The organism is Haloarcula sp. Atlit-7R (assembly GCF_003666065.1).
Taxonomy (GTDB): domain Archaea; phylum Halobacteriota; class Halobacteria; order Halobacteriales; family Haloarculaceae; genus Haloarcula; species Haloarcula taiwanensis.
In genome coordinates this window covers 18,563-34,557 of sequence record NZ_QXIK01000010.1, presented here as the reverse complement: position 1 = coordinate 34,557, position 15,995 = coordinate 18,563, and the positions used below count along the sequence as shown (strand labels likewise).

16 protein-coding genes are annotated in these 15,995 nt (G+C 65.6%); 9 read left to right on the top strand and 7 right to left on the bottom strand.

Annotation, left to right across the window (positions count from 1 at the left end; translation table 11 throughout):
* Positions 1–127: 127 nt before the first annotated feature.
* Together D3D01_RS16915 and D3D01_RS16910 are read right to left on the bottom strand one after the other, a co-directional pair.
* The gene (locus D3D01_RS16915; protein WP_121513063.1) at positions 128–1,273 is read right to left on the bottom strand and encodes a 5-(carboxyamino)imidazole ribonucleotide synthase; all 1,146 of its coding nucleotides are present in this window, start codon (positions 1,271–1,273) and stop codon (positions 128–130) included.
* A 25-nt stretch (positions 1,274–1,298) separates the two neighbouring features.
* The gene (locus D3D01_RS16910) at positions 1,299–3,272 is read right to left on the bottom strand and encodes a flippase activity-associated protein Agl23 (RefSeq protein ID WP_121513062.1); all 1,974 of its coding nucleotides are present in this window, start codon (positions 3,270–3,272) and stop codon (positions 1,299–1,301) included.
* Between the two features lie 151 nt (positions 3,273–3,423).
* Here D3D01_RS16910 and ribH point away from each other — a divergent pair, with 151 nt between their 5' ends.
* Both ribH and D3D01_RS16900 read left to right on the top strand, forming a co-directional pair.
* Positions 3,424–3,837, top strand: a complete 414-nt coding sequence (gene ribH, locus D3D01_RS16905; protein WP_121513061.1) for a 6,7-dimethyl-8-ribityllumazine synthase — start codon at positions 3,424–3,426, stop codon at positions 3,835–3,837.
* Positions 3,834–4,994, top strand: a complete 1,161-nt coding sequence (locus D3D01_RS16900; RefSeq protein WP_121513060.1) for a pyridoxal phosphate-dependent aminotransferase — start codon at positions 3,834–3,836, stop codon at positions 4,992–4,994. Before ribH ends, D3D01_RS16900 begins: the two co-directional genes overlap by 4 nt.
* A gap of 77 nt (positions 4,995–5,071) precedes the next feature.
* On the opposite strand, the gene D3D01_RS16895 is transcribed toward D3D01_RS16900, so the two are convergent.
* Positions 5,072–5,338 (bottom strand): ATP synthase subunit C, encoded by a 267-nt coding sequence (locus D3D01_RS16895; protein WP_101350478.1) that lies wholly within the window; start codon positions 5,336–5,338, stop codon positions 5,072–5,074.
* 219 nt (positions 5,339–5,557) lie between these two features.
* Here D3D01_RS16895 and D3D01_RS16890 point away from each other — a divergent pair, with 219 nt between their 5' ends.
* Complete coding sequence (locus D3D01_RS16890) at positions 5,558–5,983, top strand: hypothetical protein (protein WP_121513059.1); 426 nt, start codon at positions 5,558–5,560, stop codon at positions 5,981–5,983.
* Here the strand turns inward: D3D01_RS16890 and D3D01_RS16885 are convergent, their stop codons facing one another.
* Both D3D01_RS16885 and D3D01_RS16880 read right to left on the bottom strand, forming a co-directional pair.
* A complete protein-coding gene (locus D3D01_RS16885) occupies positions 5,984–6,415 on the bottom strand; it encodes an adenylyltransferase/cytidyltransferase family protein (RefSeq protein ID WP_101350480.1) in 432 nt (143 codons plus the stop codon).
* A complete protein-coding gene (locus D3D01_RS16880) occupies positions 6,412–6,909 on the bottom strand; it encodes a Mov34/MPN/PAD-1 family protein (protein WP_101350481.1) in 498 nt (165 codons plus the stop codon). Before D3D01_RS16880 ends, D3D01_RS16885 begins: the two co-directional genes overlap by 4 nt.
* 94 nt (positions 6,910–7,003) lie before the next feature.
* Here D3D01_RS16880 and D3D01_RS16875 point away from each other — a divergent pair, with 94 nt between their 5' ends.
* The gene (locus D3D01_RS16875; RefSeq protein WP_121513058.1) at positions 7,004–8,917 is read left to right on the top strand and encodes a DHH family phosphoesterase; all 1,914 of its coding nucleotides are present in this window, start codon (positions 7,004–7,006) and stop codon (positions 8,915–8,917) included.
* 15 nt (positions 8,918–8,932) lie between these two features.
* Here D3D01_RS16875 and D3D01_RS16870 read toward each other — a convergent pair whose 3' ends face one another.
* Positions 8,933–10,555, bottom strand: a complete 1,623-nt coding sequence (locus D3D01_RS16870) for a phospholipase D-like domain-containing protein (RefSeq protein WP_121513057.1) — start codon at positions 10,553–10,555, stop codon at positions 8,933–8,935.
* Between the two features lie 42 nt (positions 10,556–10,597).
* A complete protein-coding gene (locus D3D01_RS16865) occupies positions 10,598–11,869 on the bottom strand; it encodes a HEAT repeat domain-containing protein (protein ID WP_121513056.1) in 1,272 nt (423 codons plus the stop codon).
* A 124-nt stretch (positions 11,870–11,993) separates the two neighbouring features.
* Here D3D01_RS16865 and D3D01_RS16860 point away from each other — a divergent pair, with 124 nt between their 5' ends.
* The 5 genes from D3D01_RS16860 (at position 11,994) to D3D01_RS16840 (ending at position 15,990) form a co-directional block, all read left to right on the top strand.
* Positions 11,994–13,616: a uracil-xanthine permease family protein gene (locus tag D3D01_RS16860; protein ID WP_121513055.1), complete on the top strand. Its 1,623-nt coding sequence runs from the start codon at positions 11,994–11,996 to the stop codon at positions 13,614–13,616.
* Positions 13,617–13,618: 2 nt separating this feature from the next.
* A complete protein-coding gene (locus D3D01_RS16855) occupies positions 13,619–14,041 on the top strand; it encodes a hypothetical protein (protein WP_101350486.1) in 423 nt (140 codons plus the stop codon).
* A gap of 46 nt (positions 14,042–14,087) precedes the next feature.
* On the top strand, positions 14,088–14,738 hold the full coding sequence (locus D3D01_RS16850; RefSeq protein ID WP_101350487.1) for an AIR carboxylase family protein: 651 nt from the start codon (positions 14,088–14,090) through the stop codon (positions 14,736–14,738).
* A 153-nt stretch (positions 14,739–14,891) separates the two neighbouring features.
* On the top strand, positions 14,892–15,305 hold the full coding sequence (locus D3D01_RS16845) for an NADH-quinone oxidoreductase subunit A (RefSeq protein ID WP_101350488.1): 414 nt from the start codon (positions 14,892–14,894) through the stop codon (positions 15,303–15,305).
* Complete coding sequence (locus tag D3D01_RS16840) at positions 15,298–15,990, top strand: NADH-quinone oxidoreductase subunit B (protein ID WP_004957101.1); 693 nt, start codon at positions 15,298–15,300, stop codon at positions 15,988–15,990. Before D3D01_RS16845 ends, D3D01_RS16840 begins: the two co-directional genes overlap by 8 nt.
* The last annotated feature ends 5 nt before the right edge of the window (positions 15,991–15,995 follow it).

Genomic DNA, 15,995 nt, shown 5'->3' with positions numbered 1-15,995 from the left:
CAACCGGCGAGCCCTGCGACTGCCGCCGGGCCGGCCGCACGGAGAAAATCCCGTCGCTCCATACCGCGACTCAGGACCGCATAGTCAAAGACCGCTCGGTTTTGGACCACGAATCAGCCGGCGGCGGTCACTCGAAGGTCAATCCGTCACGGAGTTCGCGGGCATCGTCAAGCAGGCCGTCGCGGTCGTCGGCGGTCAGCGTCACGTGGCCCATCTTCCGGAGGGCGTACACCTCGCGCTTGCCGTACCAGTGCAGATGTGCTCGGGGCGTCGCCAGCACGCCGTCTTCCCCCTCCAACTCTGCCGGCTGCCGTTCCGCAACGTCGCCGAGGATGTTCGTCGAGACGGTCGGGAACCGCTGGTCGGTCGACCCCAGCGGCTGGCCGGTGACGGCCCGCAGGTGTTGCTCGAACTGCGAGGTGTGACACCCCTCGATGGTCCAGTGCCCGGAGTTGTGGGGCCGGGGCGCGATTTCGTTGAGCAAAATCTCGCCGTCGGTCGTCTCGAACAGTTCGATGCCGAACACGCCGCGGCCGTCCATCGCGTCGAGCACGTCGTGAGCAACCCCACGCGCGCGCTCACGGACGGCGTCCGACGCCCGTGCCGGCGCGACCGACTCCCGGAGTATTTCCTCGCGGTGGATGGTCTCGGTGACCGGGAACGTGTCCCGCTCGTCCGCGCCGCGACAGCCCATGACCGCCAGTTCCCGCTCGAAGTCGACCATCTCCTCGACCATCGCGGGACCGGCGATGTCGTCGATAGCGTCCTCGACAGTCTCTGGCCCTTCGACGCGGATGTTTCCGCGACCGTCGTAGCCGCCGGTCCGGGCCTTGAGCATCGCAGGGTAGCCCAGTTCCGCACAGGCCTCCCGGAGGTCGTCAGCGGTGTCGACGGCGCGGAACTCGGGGACCGGAACGCCGGCCTCCGAGAGCCGGCGCTTCTGGACGAGTTTGTCCTGAATCGTCCGGAGCGTCTCGGGAGCGGGATGTACCGGCGTCCCTGTCTCCTCAGCGACCCGTTCGAGCACGTCCGGGTCGGCGAGTTCGATCTCGAAGGTGAGGTAATCGGCGCGCTCAGCGAGTTCCCGCAGGGTCGCCGCCTCGTCGAAATCCCCGACGAGCTGGTCGCGGACGACCGGCGCGGCCGGGCAGTCCGGTGTCGGGTCGGTCACGAGCAGTTCGAGGCCAAGCGGCGCGGCCGCCTCGCCCAGCATCCGGCCGAGCTGGCCACCGCCGACCACGCCGACGGTCGGCCCTGGTGACGTGAGCGTCATACCGCGCGCTTCCACAGCAGCAGGGTTAACGGTTCGGTTCTCGGCCGTAGGACTCGTGGACCCACACTGTCATGTCGTTCGAGCTGTATTTCGTTCGCATCCGGTGGGTCTTGGGCGCGTACCCGGCGGCTTCGAGCTGTTCGTCAGGGACCGTGCTGTCAATCCGCTGGGTGATGATTATCGGCGGCTGGTCACTCTCCGCCTGCTCGACGAGCATGTCGGGCCGGTTCTCACACGAGACGTTCACGTCGTCGGCCGCGTAGTACCACGGCAGCGGCAGCGAGTTGTGCCACTGCAGGCAGGTCGGTCTGGTGTTCCACCACGAGTCGTTCCACTCACCGCGGTCTTCCTTGACGTACGCGTCGTCGCCGTCGTATGCGTCGCCGCGCTCCCCGTGGTACATTATCACATCAGTGCCGTTCCCGTTGGCCGTCGCGATCCGGTCCATCTCGGCCAGATCCGCACGGAGCGACTCCTGTGGCTGAGCGTACTGGACCAGCGAGTTCCCCTCCAGATGCTCGTTTGTATACACCCGCGTTGCGGTCGTGTTGACGACGAGTACAGTGACGAGCAGAACGATGACGGCGGCGATGGCAGCGCCGGTCACGTCGTCAGCCGACAGCGACTCGTTCCCCCATCGGACGACGGCGGCGAGTCCGACGGCGGCTGGAATCGACAGCGGGACGACGACGTGGACGGCGAGCCACGGCGCGCCGATGTCAGTCCCGATGGGGTAGCCCAGAATCGAGACGTAGCCGCCGTAGGCCGCGAACGGGATGAGGTGACGCGGCTCGACGATTCCCAGTCGGTCGACCGCGTACCCGAAGACCGAGAACAAGAGCAGCGGTGCCGCAGTGTAGCCCAGCGCTTTCAGCAGTACCTCGTAGTGACCGTCGACACTCTCGTAGAACGTCTCGATAGACGCGACGAGGCCCGTTTCAGTGGTCGTGGCTTTCTCCGAGGCCGGCGAGAACCACTCGCTGTACTGGTCAGCGACGCGCTCCCAGGTGGTCTGGACGAGCTCCGGGAACAGCGATGGGTTCGTCACGCCGGACCAGAAGTTTATGTCGCCGCTGGCAGCCGGTGCTGGCGGATGTTCGATACCGGCGACACCAGCGCCGCGGGGCGCATAGAAGAACAGCGAGATGAGGCCGAACACCAGCGCGGCGAGGACGATATGACTCGCGTACGCCGCGAGGACGGAGGCGGCGCTGTCGTGGCGGTCGCGGAACGAGCGGACGGTGGTGGCGACAAGCCCTACGTCCGCCCGAACGCGACCAGCGACGCGGCCCCAGATGGCACCGATACTCGGGACGGTTCGGAGGAAGGCGGCGGCGTCGCGGTAGCCGTTCGGGAGCACGAGTACCTTCGCCAGCAGGAGGCCGGTCGCGCCGAGCCACGTCAGTACGTAGACGATAGCGTTCTCCTTCGAGGCGAACCCGAATGCCATGAACGCCCCGGCGCCGTAGAGATAACGCGCCTTCCGGGTGTCGACAAACCGGACGAGCAGGCCGAAGGCGGTGAACATGAACGCCGCGACCAGCACGTCGCTACGCATAAACCGCGAGAAGTACAGGAGAACTGGATTGAGTGCGAGAAAGGCGGCCATGAAGACTGTCTCGTCGGACCGGAGGTGTCGGCGAAAGAGCAGCGCCGTCAGCGGAAGCATGCCACCGACAATCGCGACTGGGAGCCGCATCGTGAAATCGGTCGGCGCGGCGAGGGTGAACACCCAGCTATCGACGTGCTGGATGAACGGACCGTGGATGATGTATCGGTAGGCGAACGACCCGGAATCCCGGAGATGGAGCGCCCAGTAGGCCACGCGGCCCTCGTCGAAATGGGCGACGCGGCTCCCGAGTGCCGCGACCCTGAGGACGAGACCGAGAAGCGTCACGGCGACGATTAGCTTCACGGTGGCGCGGGGGTCGTCCGCGAACCAGGACCGGCTCCGGTCCCGGAAATCGTGGAGGGCAGACAGCAGGGACGACTCAGCCATATCTGGCTCAAGCACATGGGGCATTAGAATGCTTCTGGTTTCTATAATAGGTTTTTAAGCTACCCGCCCGTCGCCGAGGTCGGCGTAGCGACCCGTGGCCGTGCAAGCACGGAACGGTAGTTCTTTAGTCGCCCCTGCCCGGGTGTGAGGTATGGTGCAGCTCGGGCTGGTTGTCGCCCAGTACGACAAACACGGGGCCGTTATCGAGGAGATGGAGCACGGGGCTTACGAGGCCGCTGCCGACAACGACGCCGAGATTATCGCGTCGATTGATGTCCCGGGGTCCTACGACACGCCGCTGGCCGCTGACCGGCTCGCGCGCCGATCAGATGTCGACGCTGTCGCCGTCCTCGGCGCGATCATCAGCGGCGACACCGACCACGACCAGGTCATCGGCAACGCCGCCGCGCAGGGGCTGACCGACGTGTCCATCGACCGCGATACCCCAGTCACGCTGGGCATCATCGGCCCGGGCATGAGCCAGGACGAGGCTGAGGCCCGAACCGACAAGGGGGCCTCGGCCGTCCGGAGCGCAATCGAACTCGCCACCGAACTCGAACAATGACTATGGACTTCGCTTCCCGCGTCGAACGTGTAGAACCGAGCGCGACCCTCGCGATCAGCAACAAGGCCGCAGAACTGGAGGCCGAAGGCAAGGATGTCGTCGACCTGAGCGTCGGCGAACCCGACTTCGACACGCCGGAAAACATCAAAGACGCCGCCAAGGACGCACTCGACGCCGGCCACACCGGCTACACGTCCTCCAACGGCATCCCCGAGCTGAAGGAAGCTATCGCCGACAAGCTTCACGAGGACGGCCTCACCCAGTACGGCCCGGATAACCTCATCGTCACGCCCGGCGGCAAGCAGGCCTTGTACGAAATCTTCCAGACCATCATCGACGACGGCGACGAAGTCGCCCTGCTCGACCCGGCCTGGGTGTCTTACGAGGCGATGGCGAAACTCGCCGGCGGCACCCTGACCCGCGTCGACACCGCCGCTCACGACTTCCAACTGGAGGGCGCACTCGACGACCTCGCCGACGCCGTCTCCGACGAGACGGAACTTATCGTCGTGAACTCGCCGGGTAACCCTCACGGTGCCGTGTACTCCCGTGAAGCGCTGGAGGGCGTTCGCGACCTCGCCGTCGAGCACGACATCACGGTCATCTCCGACGAGATTTACAAGGAGATTACCTACGACGGCGTCGAAGCCGCCTCGCTGGGCACGCTTGAGGGCATGGAAGACCGGACTATCACCCTCAACGGCTTCTCGAAGGCCTACTCGATGACCGGCTGGCGGCTGGGCTACTTCGCGGCCCCGGAAGAACTGGTCTCACAGGCTGGCAAGGTCCACTCCCACTCGGTCTCGTGTGCCGTGAACTTCGTCCAGCACGCCGGCGTCGAAGCCATCACGAACACCGACGACGCCGTCGAGGAGATGCGCCAGGCCTTCGCCGAGCGCCGCGAGTTCCTCATGGGTCTGTTCGAGGACCACGGTGTCCACGTCCCCGAACCCCAGGGCGCGTTCTACATGATGCCCGAAATCGCTCCGGACGGCGACGACACCGAGTGGTGTGACCAGGCCATCTCCGAGGCGCAGGTCGCCACCGTCCCCGGGACCGCGTTCGGGACGCCCGGCTACGCCCGCATCTCCTACGCCAACAGCAAGGAACGACTGGAGGAAGCTGTCGACCGGCTGGCCGAGGCCGACCTCATCTAACCGTCGGCTCACACAGCCCTCTCTAGTCGCTCGAACCACGGCGAAAACCGGGAGAGGCCCGGAAACGGGCTGTTTTGTTACGTGACGACGAACACCGTCACCAGCGTGAGGATGACGAGCGTCTCGGGCAGGACCGTGAGGATGAGTCCCCGGCCGAACATATCAGGGTCCTCGGCGATGGCCCCAACGGCCGCCGCACCGATACCGCGCTCGGCGAATCCGGAGCCAAGCGCCGCTAACCCGACGGCGAGGGCCGCAAGTCCCCCGGCGAGATAGCTGGCTGCCTCGGCGGATATCGCAGGACTACCCGTCTGTAACATAGCCGCAGTTACGGTGCCTGACATGGCGGCTTAGTATCCGAGGGGAGGGACAATCATCTGGCTGATACATTCCAAACTCTGGTGCTCATGGTCGCCTTTTAGGGTTATCGGTGGTGAAGGAACACGAATGTACACTTTTACCGGCTGAGGAGCGCTTGATTGTCGCCACTCTGGACAACTCACCTCTCGAACTCGGCACAGGTCCGTGCGAACCGTTTTGACTCGACCGTTGGAACAGCCGGTATGCGAACTCGGAGAACAATGCTTGCCCTCTCTGCCGGGACACTCTGTCTCACCGGCTGTGGGGCTCCCGGCGGCTCGAACGGCGGTCTCACTATCGAAGTGGCAGATGCGACCGCCGCGCCCGGCGGGACAGCGAGAATCGCGGTACAGGCCTCGTCGGGCGGCGTCCTGACCTGGCAGTTGGCCGAGATTCCCGAGCGCTGGCAGGTGGCACACGAGAACTTCGAGCCGCACCCGACCGCCGTGCGGGAGTCCTATCCGCCCGAGCTAGTCTGGGATCCCGTCGCCGAGTCGGTGACAGGCAGCTTGGCAGTCGCCGTCCCGAACGGAGCGACACCCGGCGAGTACGTGCTTGTGGTCGAGGCCGGGACGGCCACCGCAGACGAGCGCGCCGTCTCGGAGGCGACAGTCACTGTCGAAGCGTAATCACTCGCTCCGCTCGTCGAGAATCCGGTCGATGATGTCCCCCGTCGAGAGCAGTCGGTCGGACGCGTGGGCCTCCAGCGGGCTGGCCCGGCGGACCTCACAGTCGATACCCCGGGCGGACAGCGCTGCTTCGAGTTGGTCGTCGTCGTGGTGCTGGTCGTACCCAAGCGCGATGATGTCCGGTTCGATGCGTTCGATCGGGACAAAGATATCTTCCGAGTGGCCGAGATGTGCTTTGTCGACGGGTTTGAGTGCGCTGACCATCTCTCGCCGTTGCTCGTCCGGGACGACCGGCGGCTCCTTGTGCGTGACGTTGACCGACCGGGCCACGATGACGTGCAGTTCGTCGCCCATGTCGGCGGCGTCTGCGAGGTAGTGGGCGTGGCCTGGGTGCAGGATATCGAACGTGCCCTGTGCGACGACGCGGGTCACTTGTCGAACTCCTCCTCGCGCAGTTCGGCGTCGATGTCGGCCTGGTCGAAATCGAAGAAGGACTCCTCGGGCGGCTCGACGTCCAGCACCGGGAGGTCGACCTCGCTCCCGTCGCTGTCGAAGGCCTGCCAGTCGTCGCGGCCGTACGGGTAGCCGACAATGATGTGGACGTCGCCGCGGCCGAACGTGGCCAGGTCGGCGTCGCTGGGCTGGAGGACGCCGTTCGGGTGGGAGTGAATCGATCCCGCCGCTCGCATGTCGTTTGGCACCATGCTCGTCTTGACGGTCGCGCTGACCGGGTTCGACTCCGTTCCCGGAATGACTAGTACGTCGGTCAGCACCGTGCCGTCGTCGTCGAGCCCGAGCTTGCTGGCGTCATCGCCCCGGAGAAAGCCCATATATTCGTTGGGATGGGCCTCTTCGGAGGCTGCGAGCGCGAACTCGAGTGCGGACTCTGCGATCCCGAGTATCCCGCCCGTTCGGAACAACCCCATATCACGCAGTCGGGTCGGACGCTTTTTACGCGTTGTGTTCGGCCCTCCGTGGATTCCGAAGAGTACAAACGGGGGAGCACCGAAGGATTGACAAATGTCTTCGCCAACTGGCACCGGTGACGGTGCGACGGTCCCCGACGGCGGGACCATCGTCTACGATCTCGCGGACCAATGTACGTCCGATGATCTCGAAGAAGGCGCACTGTACCACGCAACTGTCAACGGCACCGTCGAATACGGCGTGTTTGTCGATCTCTCCGATGCTGTCTCTGGGCTCGTCCACGACTCTAATCTCTTGGGCCAGTACGACGTGGGCGACGACCTCGTCGTCGAACTCGGCGAGATCCGCCCCGACGGCGACCTGAGCTTCGAGGAAGTACGGGTCGCCGACTACGAGGACGAGCGCGTCGTCCACGGCGACGCGACCACCGTCGCCGACCTCGCCGACGCGACCGGCGAGACGGTCATCATCGAGGGCCAGGTCGTCCAAATAAAACAGACCGGCGGTCCCACAGTGTTCCAGGTCCGTGACGAAACCGGCATCGTCCCGTGTGCTGCCTTCGAGGAGGCCGGTGTCCGAGCGCACCCCGACGTTGAAATCGACGACATCGTCCGCGTCTCCGGGCGCGCAGAGGAGCGCGACGACGGTCTACAGGTCGAGGCCGAATCGCTGACCGTCCTCGACGGCGAGGCAGCCGACGATATCCAGAGCGACCTCGACGCTGCACTGGCTGAGGCCGCCGAACCGGCCGATGTCGAGCCACTGGTCGAGTGGCCCGCTTTCGAGAAGCTGTGGAACGACCTTCGTGAAGTCGCGACGGAACTCCGAAAGACGGTGCTCTCGGGCCGTCCGATCCGGATGCGCCACCACGCCGACGGCGACGGACTCTGTGCAAGCGTCCCGCTACAGGTCGCGCTGGAATCGTTCATCGCCTCCCAGTACGAGGACGCCAGCGCGCCCCAGCACCTCCTCAAGCGCCTGCCGAGCAAGGCCCCCTACTACGAGATGGAGGACGTGACCCGAGACCTCAACTTCGCGCTAGAGGACCGCACCCGCCACGGCCAGAAGCTCCCGATGCTGCTGATGCTCGACAACGGCTCGACCGAAGAGGACACGCCGGCCTACCGCAACCTCCGGCACTACGACATCCCGGTTGTCGTTGTCGACCACCATCACCCGGACCCGGAGGCCGTCGAACCGCTCATCGAACAGCACGTCAATCCCTACCTCCACGACGAGGACTACCGCATCACGACGGGCATGCTCTGTGTCGAACTCGCCCGGATGATAGACCCCGACCTCACTGAGGACCTCGCGCACGTTCCCGCCGTCGCCGGCCTCTCGGACCGCTCGGAGGCAGAGGCGATGCGCGACTACATCGACCTGGCGAGCGAGCAGGGCTACGACGAGACCGACCTGCGGGACATCGGCGAGGCACTCGACTACGCGACCCACTGGCTGCGCTACAACTCCGGCGAACAGCTCATCACCGACGTGCTAAACGTCGACTGTGACGACCGGGACCGCCACGGAGAAGTCGTCGACTTCCTGGCCGAGCGGGCCGAACGCGACGTCGAGGACCAGCTTGACGCCGCCATGAGCCACGTCGAACACGAGCGCCTCGACAACGGCGCACACCTCTACACCATCGACGTGGAGAACCACGCCCATCGATTCACGTACCCCGCCCCCGGCAAGACCACCGGCGAAATCCACGACCGGAAGGTCGCGGAGACCGGTGACCCCGTCATCACCATCGGCTACGGCCCGGACTTCGCTGTCCTGCGCTCGGACGGTGTTCGTCTGGACATCCCGCGGATGGTCACCGAACTAACCGAGGAAGTCGACGGTGGCGGCGTCTCTGGGGGCGGCCACCTCGTTGTCGGCTCCATCAAGTTCGTCAAGGGCCGCCGCGAGTCGGTCATCGACGCTCTCGTCGAGAAGATGGCCGAAGCCGAGATCGACGAGGACCTCGGAAGCTCGACGGCGCTGCCCGAAGAAGTATAGGGTCAGCGCTCGTTTTTACGCCTCGAAGGACACGCGGCGAGCGGCGAGTCCGGCGACCACGAGGAGACTGACCACCGCGGCGAGGACCCCGACCGGCGTGTCGAACCCGCCGGCTGCCCAGTCCGCGTCGAAGACCGCGCCGAAGTAGGCCGCCGCGTCGCTCCCGTGGAGTACCACCACGACCTCCCGGTTCTCCGTCGCCGCCTGCTCGTTCCAGTTGAGGCTGCCGACGACGACGCGCTCGTCGTCGACGACTGCGCCTTTCGCGTGTATCTTTTCGTAGCGGCCGTCGGGGTCGGCCACCTTGGCCGCCAGCGCCGCGTCGTTGCGCTTGGCCCACTCCCGGAACCGCTTTGCCGTCCGTGCGTTCTCCTCGCGGACGTACCACGCGTCACTGAGGAGCAGGCGGACCTCGACGCCGCGGGATGCCGCTCGACGGAGCGCCCGGAGTAGCGGGCTGTCCCAGTCCCCGACTGTCGGCTGGACGACGTCGACGGAGTCGTCCGCGCTGTCTATCGTCGCGACGAGCTCTCCCTGCGCGTTGTCCGGGGTGACCAGGAGGTCCGTCCGCCGGACCGTCACCGACTCTGCGGAAAAGCGGGTCTGATACTCCCCAGTTGCCGGCTCTCCGCGCTCGAACTGCCGGCCCCGACGGTACTGTCCCCACGACTTGCTGTCCTGCCAGCCGGCGTCGGAACGGAACGTCCGGTTCAGCCCCGCGACGACCCGCGGCTGTGCCGTCACCACGCCCCAGCCCCGACTGCTGTTGCCGCCGGTGCCAGCGGGCTTCCAGTTTTCCGTCAGCACGACGGCCTGCTCGTCGGCGACGGCGTACTTGGCGTGGTGGTAGCGGTATCTGGCGCGCGAGCCTGTCAATACCCGAACCGGGACGCCGGCCTCGGTCAGCCGGTCGAGGGTGCGGGCTTCCGCGGCGGTGCGGCTACCGACCGGTTCACCTTCGAGAAGGACGCGGACTGTCGCGCCGCGGCGCTGGGCGGCGATGAGGGCGTCGGCGACCCTGGCCGAGGAGAGTGTGTACCCGGCCAGGTACACCCGCTCGTCGGCGTTTCGGATCGGCCGAATCGGAGCAGCGGGTGTATCCGGCAGCGTGAACGCACGGACCTCGCCACCGGCGGCCCTGACGACGGGGCGGTCGGTCGCGCCAAGCGGCCGCCAGCGGACGACCGAGCCGTGCACGACGCCGAGTTCGCCCTCTGCCGGGTCGGCGTACCGGACGGCGTCGACGGTCCGGTTGCCGCGCTGGAGTCGGATACGCTCGCCGCTGTTTGCCAGCCCGAGGTGTCCACCGAGGCCCACGACCGGCCAGTCGGTGAGCGTCCGGGTCCGGTTCGGTGCCGTCGAGAGGACGACGCGCCCGCTGGCGGTCGTGTTCGGAACGGGGGCGGTGCTGTCGCCGTCGGTGACGGCGTACTCCCCGATGTTGGTCTCGTCAGGAATGCTGAGGACGACGAACTCCCCCTCGTCGCCGCCGGCGACGGGGTCCGGGTACACCGCGCGAATCGACGGCTCGTCGGGACCGCCGGCCGTCGTCGCGGTCGAAGCGGCCTGTCCGGTGGCGGTCTGTGGGGCCGTGGCTACGAGGACGAGCACGCAACAGACGAGTGTGAGCGACCGCATCGGGGCGTCTGGCCGCCCTTTCGCATAAAAAGGTTCCCGGGCTCAGGCGCTCGCCGCTTTCTCCGCCTCGGCCTGGACCAGATACGCGCGGTCGTCCGTATAGCGGGCGGCCTCGTCGAGGGCCGCTTCGGTCCCTATCTGTCGGAGCGCCCACGCGGCGGAGGCGCGAACTGAGTCGCTGTCGTCGGATTTGAGGACGTCGCTCAGCGGCTCGATAGCGCGAGTATCCCCAAGTAGGCCGAGGGCCCGAGCCGCGACCGAGCGGACCTCCTCACTGTCAGCGTCGAGCCGATTGGCGACCGGCTGGACCGACTCCGCACTGCCGATAGCGCCCAGCGCGCGGAGCGTGACCTTCTGGAGCGCGGGATCGCCGTCGCCGTCGATATAGTCGTGCAGCGTCTCGGTGGCGCGCTCGTCGCCGATTTTCCCCAGTACCTCGATGGGCCCCTTGTCGCGTTTCTGTGCGCGCTGGTGCATCGCGTCAAAGGCCGGCTCGGCGTCGCTCCCGAGGTTGTACAGGAGGTCGACGATGTAGCCGTCGAAGAACTCCGACCCGAGTTTGTCGTAGGCGAACAGCACCTGCTCGAAGTCCCCTTCTTCGGCGTGGAGCTTTGCGGCGTTCCACTCCGGCGGGAAGTCTTTTCGGTTCTCGTTCGTCAGGATGTCGTAGAACCCACGCGCGTCGAGTTGCTCCTGCACTGTGAGGTCGTCCCAGACTTCGGCATCTTCGAGCCCCGTTTCTAGCGTCTCGGCCGCTTCGAGAAGGCCCTCGATAGTCTCAGCGTCCTCGTCGGGGTCGAGGTTTGCCGAGTCGATGGCGTCGGCGACTGTACTCAGTGCGTCCCCGGCAGCGACGAAATCGCCGCCCGTGTCGGCGTCGTGGTCGACGAACTCCGCGCTTTCGTCGAGGAACGTCTCGACGGCGTCCTGAGCCTCGGCCTCTCCGTCGTCGGTCCACTCGCTGTCGGTGACAGTGTCGGCGGCGTCGGAAACGATGGCGACGACATCCTCGGCGTAGGGGCCGCGCTGTGCACCGAGATCGTCGCGGAGGTCGGAGAGCTGTGACTCCAGTTCCTCCCGGGGGTCATCGGCGTCATCGTCGTCCTCGCCGGGTTCGGGCAGGTCAGCGGCTTCGAGGTCGCTCTCGATGTCGTCGAGGGACGACTCAACGTCGTCGAGGTCGGCTTCCGTCTCTGCGGCCTCTAACGCGTCGCCGGCCTCTGTGAGACGCGATTCCAGTTCTTCGGCGGTCACGTCGCTCCCATCTGCCTCGGCGTCGTCCGACGCGTCGGCCTCGTCGTCCCCGTTGCTCATGTCCAAGACTGTGTCGGAGCGGGCCAAGAGCGTTTTCCTTTCGAGGCGGGCGGTGCGTCCCGTCGCGGCCGGGCCAACGAGCAAAGAATATGTATCGGGAGTTGCAGTGCCATGGGTAGCGAGCATGACTGACGCGACACCACCGGACGACGGACAAAACCCGACCACACCGGAGGAACCGGAAGCCGCTGGATTCGTCGAGTACGGTATCGACGACAAGCCGCCGCGAAAGCAGGCGATACTGCTCGGCGTCCAGCACTACCTGACGATGATCGGCGCGTCCGTGGCGATTCCGCTCGGACTCGCGGGCGCGATGGGCATGTTCGAGGCCGCGCCGGAGCAGGTCGGCCGTCTCATCGGGACGTTCTTCGTCGTCTCCGGCATCGCGACGCTCGCCCAGACGACGCTCGGAAACAGGTACCCGATCGTTCAGGGCGGAACGTTCTCAATGCTTGCACCCGGGCTGGCCATTATCGGCGTGCTGGCCCAGCAGGGCGCAGACTGGCAGACCATGCTTGTAGAGCTACAGGGGGCCGTCATCGTCGCTGGTATCGTCGAGATGGTAATCGGCTACAGCGGTCTCATGGGAAAGCTGAAGCGGTACGTCGGTCCGGTCGTCATCGCGCCGGTCATCGCGCTCATCGGCCTCTCGCTGTTTAACGTCCCACAGATAGCGAACCCGAACTTCGGCGACCCGGGGACCGGTCAGAACTGGTGGCTGCTCGGGCTGACAATGCTCTCGATTATCGCGTGTTCACAGTACCTCGACCGACGCCACCGGGCGTTCAAGCTCTTTCCCGTACTCTTGGGTATTCTGTTTGCGTGGACTGTCGCAGCCCTCCTCTCGGTCACCGGCGTCTTTACATCGGGTTCGGTCAGCTACGTCTCGCTCGGTTCGGTCGCGAGCGCACCGCTTGTCCAGCCCATCTACCCGTTCCAGTGGGGGCTCCCGCAGTTCACGCCGGGTTTCATCGTCGGGATGTTCGCTGGAATGCTCGCCTCCGTCGTCGAGAGCTTCGGCGACTACCACTCCGTCGCCCGCATCGCCGGCCGCGGCGCGCCGAACAGCCATCGGATCAACGACGGTATCGGCATGGAGGGTGTCGGAAACGTGTTCGCTGGCATCATGGGCACCGGCAACGGCTGCACCTCCTACACTGAGAACGTCGGCGCAATCGCCATCACCGGCGTCGCGTCCCGCTACGTCGTACAGATTGGCGCTGCGGTGATGATTCTGGTCGGCTACTTCGGACCAGCGGGCCAGTTGTTCGCGACCATTCCGTCGCCAATCATCGGCGGCCTCTATATCGTCATGTTCGGACAGATCGCCGCCGTGGGCCTCTCACAGCTCAAGTACGTCGACCTCGATGCCAACCGAAACGTCTTCATCGTCGGCTTCGCGCTCTTTGCCGGTCTCGCAGTCCCTGAGTACATGAGCCAGGTCGGCCAGGGGATGGACGTCGGCGGTGCAACGGCCCTCCAGCAGGGCCTCGCGGCCGTGCCGGTGCTGGGGAGCGTCCTCGGAACCGATGTGGTTGCGACAACGCTGTTCGTCATGGGCGGGACCGGGATGGTCGTCGGTGGCAGTGTCGCCTTCATCCTCGACAACACCGTGCCCGGGTCCCGCGAGGAACGCGGCCTCGCGGCCTGGGCCGCGCTCACAGAAGACGACAGTGAATACGTCTCAGCAGCAGACCGGATCCGCGGCCGCGGCGGCGATCGTCCGTCCGCGGTGAGCGACGACTGACCGTGGGCGAGGACGGCGACGGCACGACCGCAGGCACCGAGCTACCCGTCGACACCGAGCAGTACACGGGCACACTCCGAACCGGCGGGACTATCGTCCTCGGTGCTGACCGCCTTGTGGTCGACCGCGATGACGAGCCGGTGGTCGTCGACCTCGACGACGTGGTCGAGGTGAGTCTGCAGGACATCGACTGGTTTCTCGCGGTGATGAGCGCCGCGCTGGTCGGGTTCGGCCTGCTGTCGCTCGGCCGGTCCGTCCTCCTCGGCGGGGCCTTCGCTGTCGCTGGTGCCGTCAGCCTCGCACTCACCTACCGCAAACGGTACGCACTCAGGATACGGGTCGCCGGCCGCGCCGACCCGCTCAGGTGCTTCCCCGCGGACCCACAGACGTTGCGTGCCGAATTAGAGCAGGTGCTGACCGACTGACCGGAAACCGCCCACACTTACGCCGGTCCCCGTCACAGTGGGTCGTATGTCCGCAGACAGCGTCCAGTCGCTCATCGACCAGTTACACGACGAAGCCGAGATGGACCGGCCGAACGACCTGACGCCCGACGTCGGCATCATCATGGGATCTGACTCGGACCTGCCGACGATGGCCGGCGGGCAGGGCAAGCGGCCGGGAGCTTACGCCGCGCTCGCGGACGAACTCGGCTTCGAGGAACAGACGGACTACACCGACGCGCCCGAGAGCCGCTTCACCTTCGAGACGTTCGTCTGCTCGGCCCACCGGACGCCAGACCTGATGTACGCGTACGCGGAGACGGCCGCCGACCGCGGTGTCGACGTTATTATCGCCGGTGCTGGCGGCAAATCCGCGGACCTGCCGAACATGACCGCCAGCATCGCCTATCCGCTGCCTGTCATCGGTGTCCCAGTGCAGGAGAAGTCCGTCGACTCGGTCATCGGGATGCCACAGGGCGCGCCCATCACCGCGGTCGACGCCGGCAAGTCCTTCAACGCCGCGCTCTCCGCGGTACAGATTCTCGCACGACAGTACGACGAACTCCGTGACCGCCTCGTCTCATATCACGAGGGTCTGCAGACTGACGTCGGCGAGGCGTCGCGTGATCTCCACGAACTCGGGACGCCCGGATTCAAACGCGAGTACTGGGACGAGTGAACAGCAGGGGGACACACCTGGGTGGTGTGGCGGATGCAGGGCACTTTCGGTCTGAGAGCGCGTCGGCTCTTAAAGACCCACAGGGCCGAAAAACCGAACAATGAACCCTTATATGCGAGTACTTCTAACCGGCAGACGATAGGAGATACCGGAATGAGTAATCCATGGATCGCCATCGGCGCGCTCGCGGTCGTGGCACTGGCCATCCCACTGACGATGATGGCAGTTTCGAGCCTCTTGCGGCCCAGCGTGCCGGAACAAGGCAAACGCACCACCTACGAGTCCGGTGAAGTGCCGACTGGCAGCAGTCGACAGATCAAGTTTAATATCCAGTACTACATGGTCGCGCTGCTGTTCGTCGTCTTCGACATCGAGACCGTCTTCATTTTCCCGTGGACGGTCATCTACAGCGACGCCGTCGCTGCGGTCGGGATGACCCAGGCACTGCTACCGATGGTCGTATTCATCGGAATTCTCGCCGTTGGACTCGGTTGGGCCTGGCGTAACGGTGCAGTTCAGTGGGTGCGCAGTCCGCGCGCCACGAAGGGGGCAGACACATATGAGTAGTGACCAGACACCACCGGCCGTCGAAGACGTATCGACACAGGAAGCCCGCATGGGTGACGGGGCCGACGACCGCTTCAACTCGACGCTACGCGAGGCGTTCGGGTCGACGCCGTTCATCCTGACCAAGTTCGACAAGTTCATGAACTGGGTCCGGGGCTCCTCGATGTTCATGCTGCAGTTCGGGATCGCCTGCTGTAGCATCGAGATGATCCACACCTACGCGATCAAGCACGACCTCGACCGCTTCGGTTCGGGGGTGCCACGCGCGTCCCCGCGCCAAGCGGACGTTATCATCGTCCCGGGGACCATCGTCTCGAAGTTCGCCCCGCGGATGAAGCGTGTCTACGATCAGATGCCCGAGCCGAAGTTCGTCGTCTCGATGGGATCCTGTACCATTTCCGGCGGCCCGTTCCAGGAAGGGTACAACGTCATCAAGGGCGCGGAGGAGGTCATTCCGGTCGACATCCACGTGCCGGGCTGTCCGCCACGCCCCGAGGCACTCATCTACGGCGTCGCCAAGCTGCAAGAGCGCATCGCCGAGGGTGAGTCCTCGCCAGTGACGGTCAAGCCCTACGAACTGGAGCAGTTCGGTGATCTCGAACAGGACGAGCTCGTGGACAAACTCGCCAGCGAAATCGACGAGGAAGACCTCGTCATGCGGTACAACTGGAACGACTCTCCATAACTTGC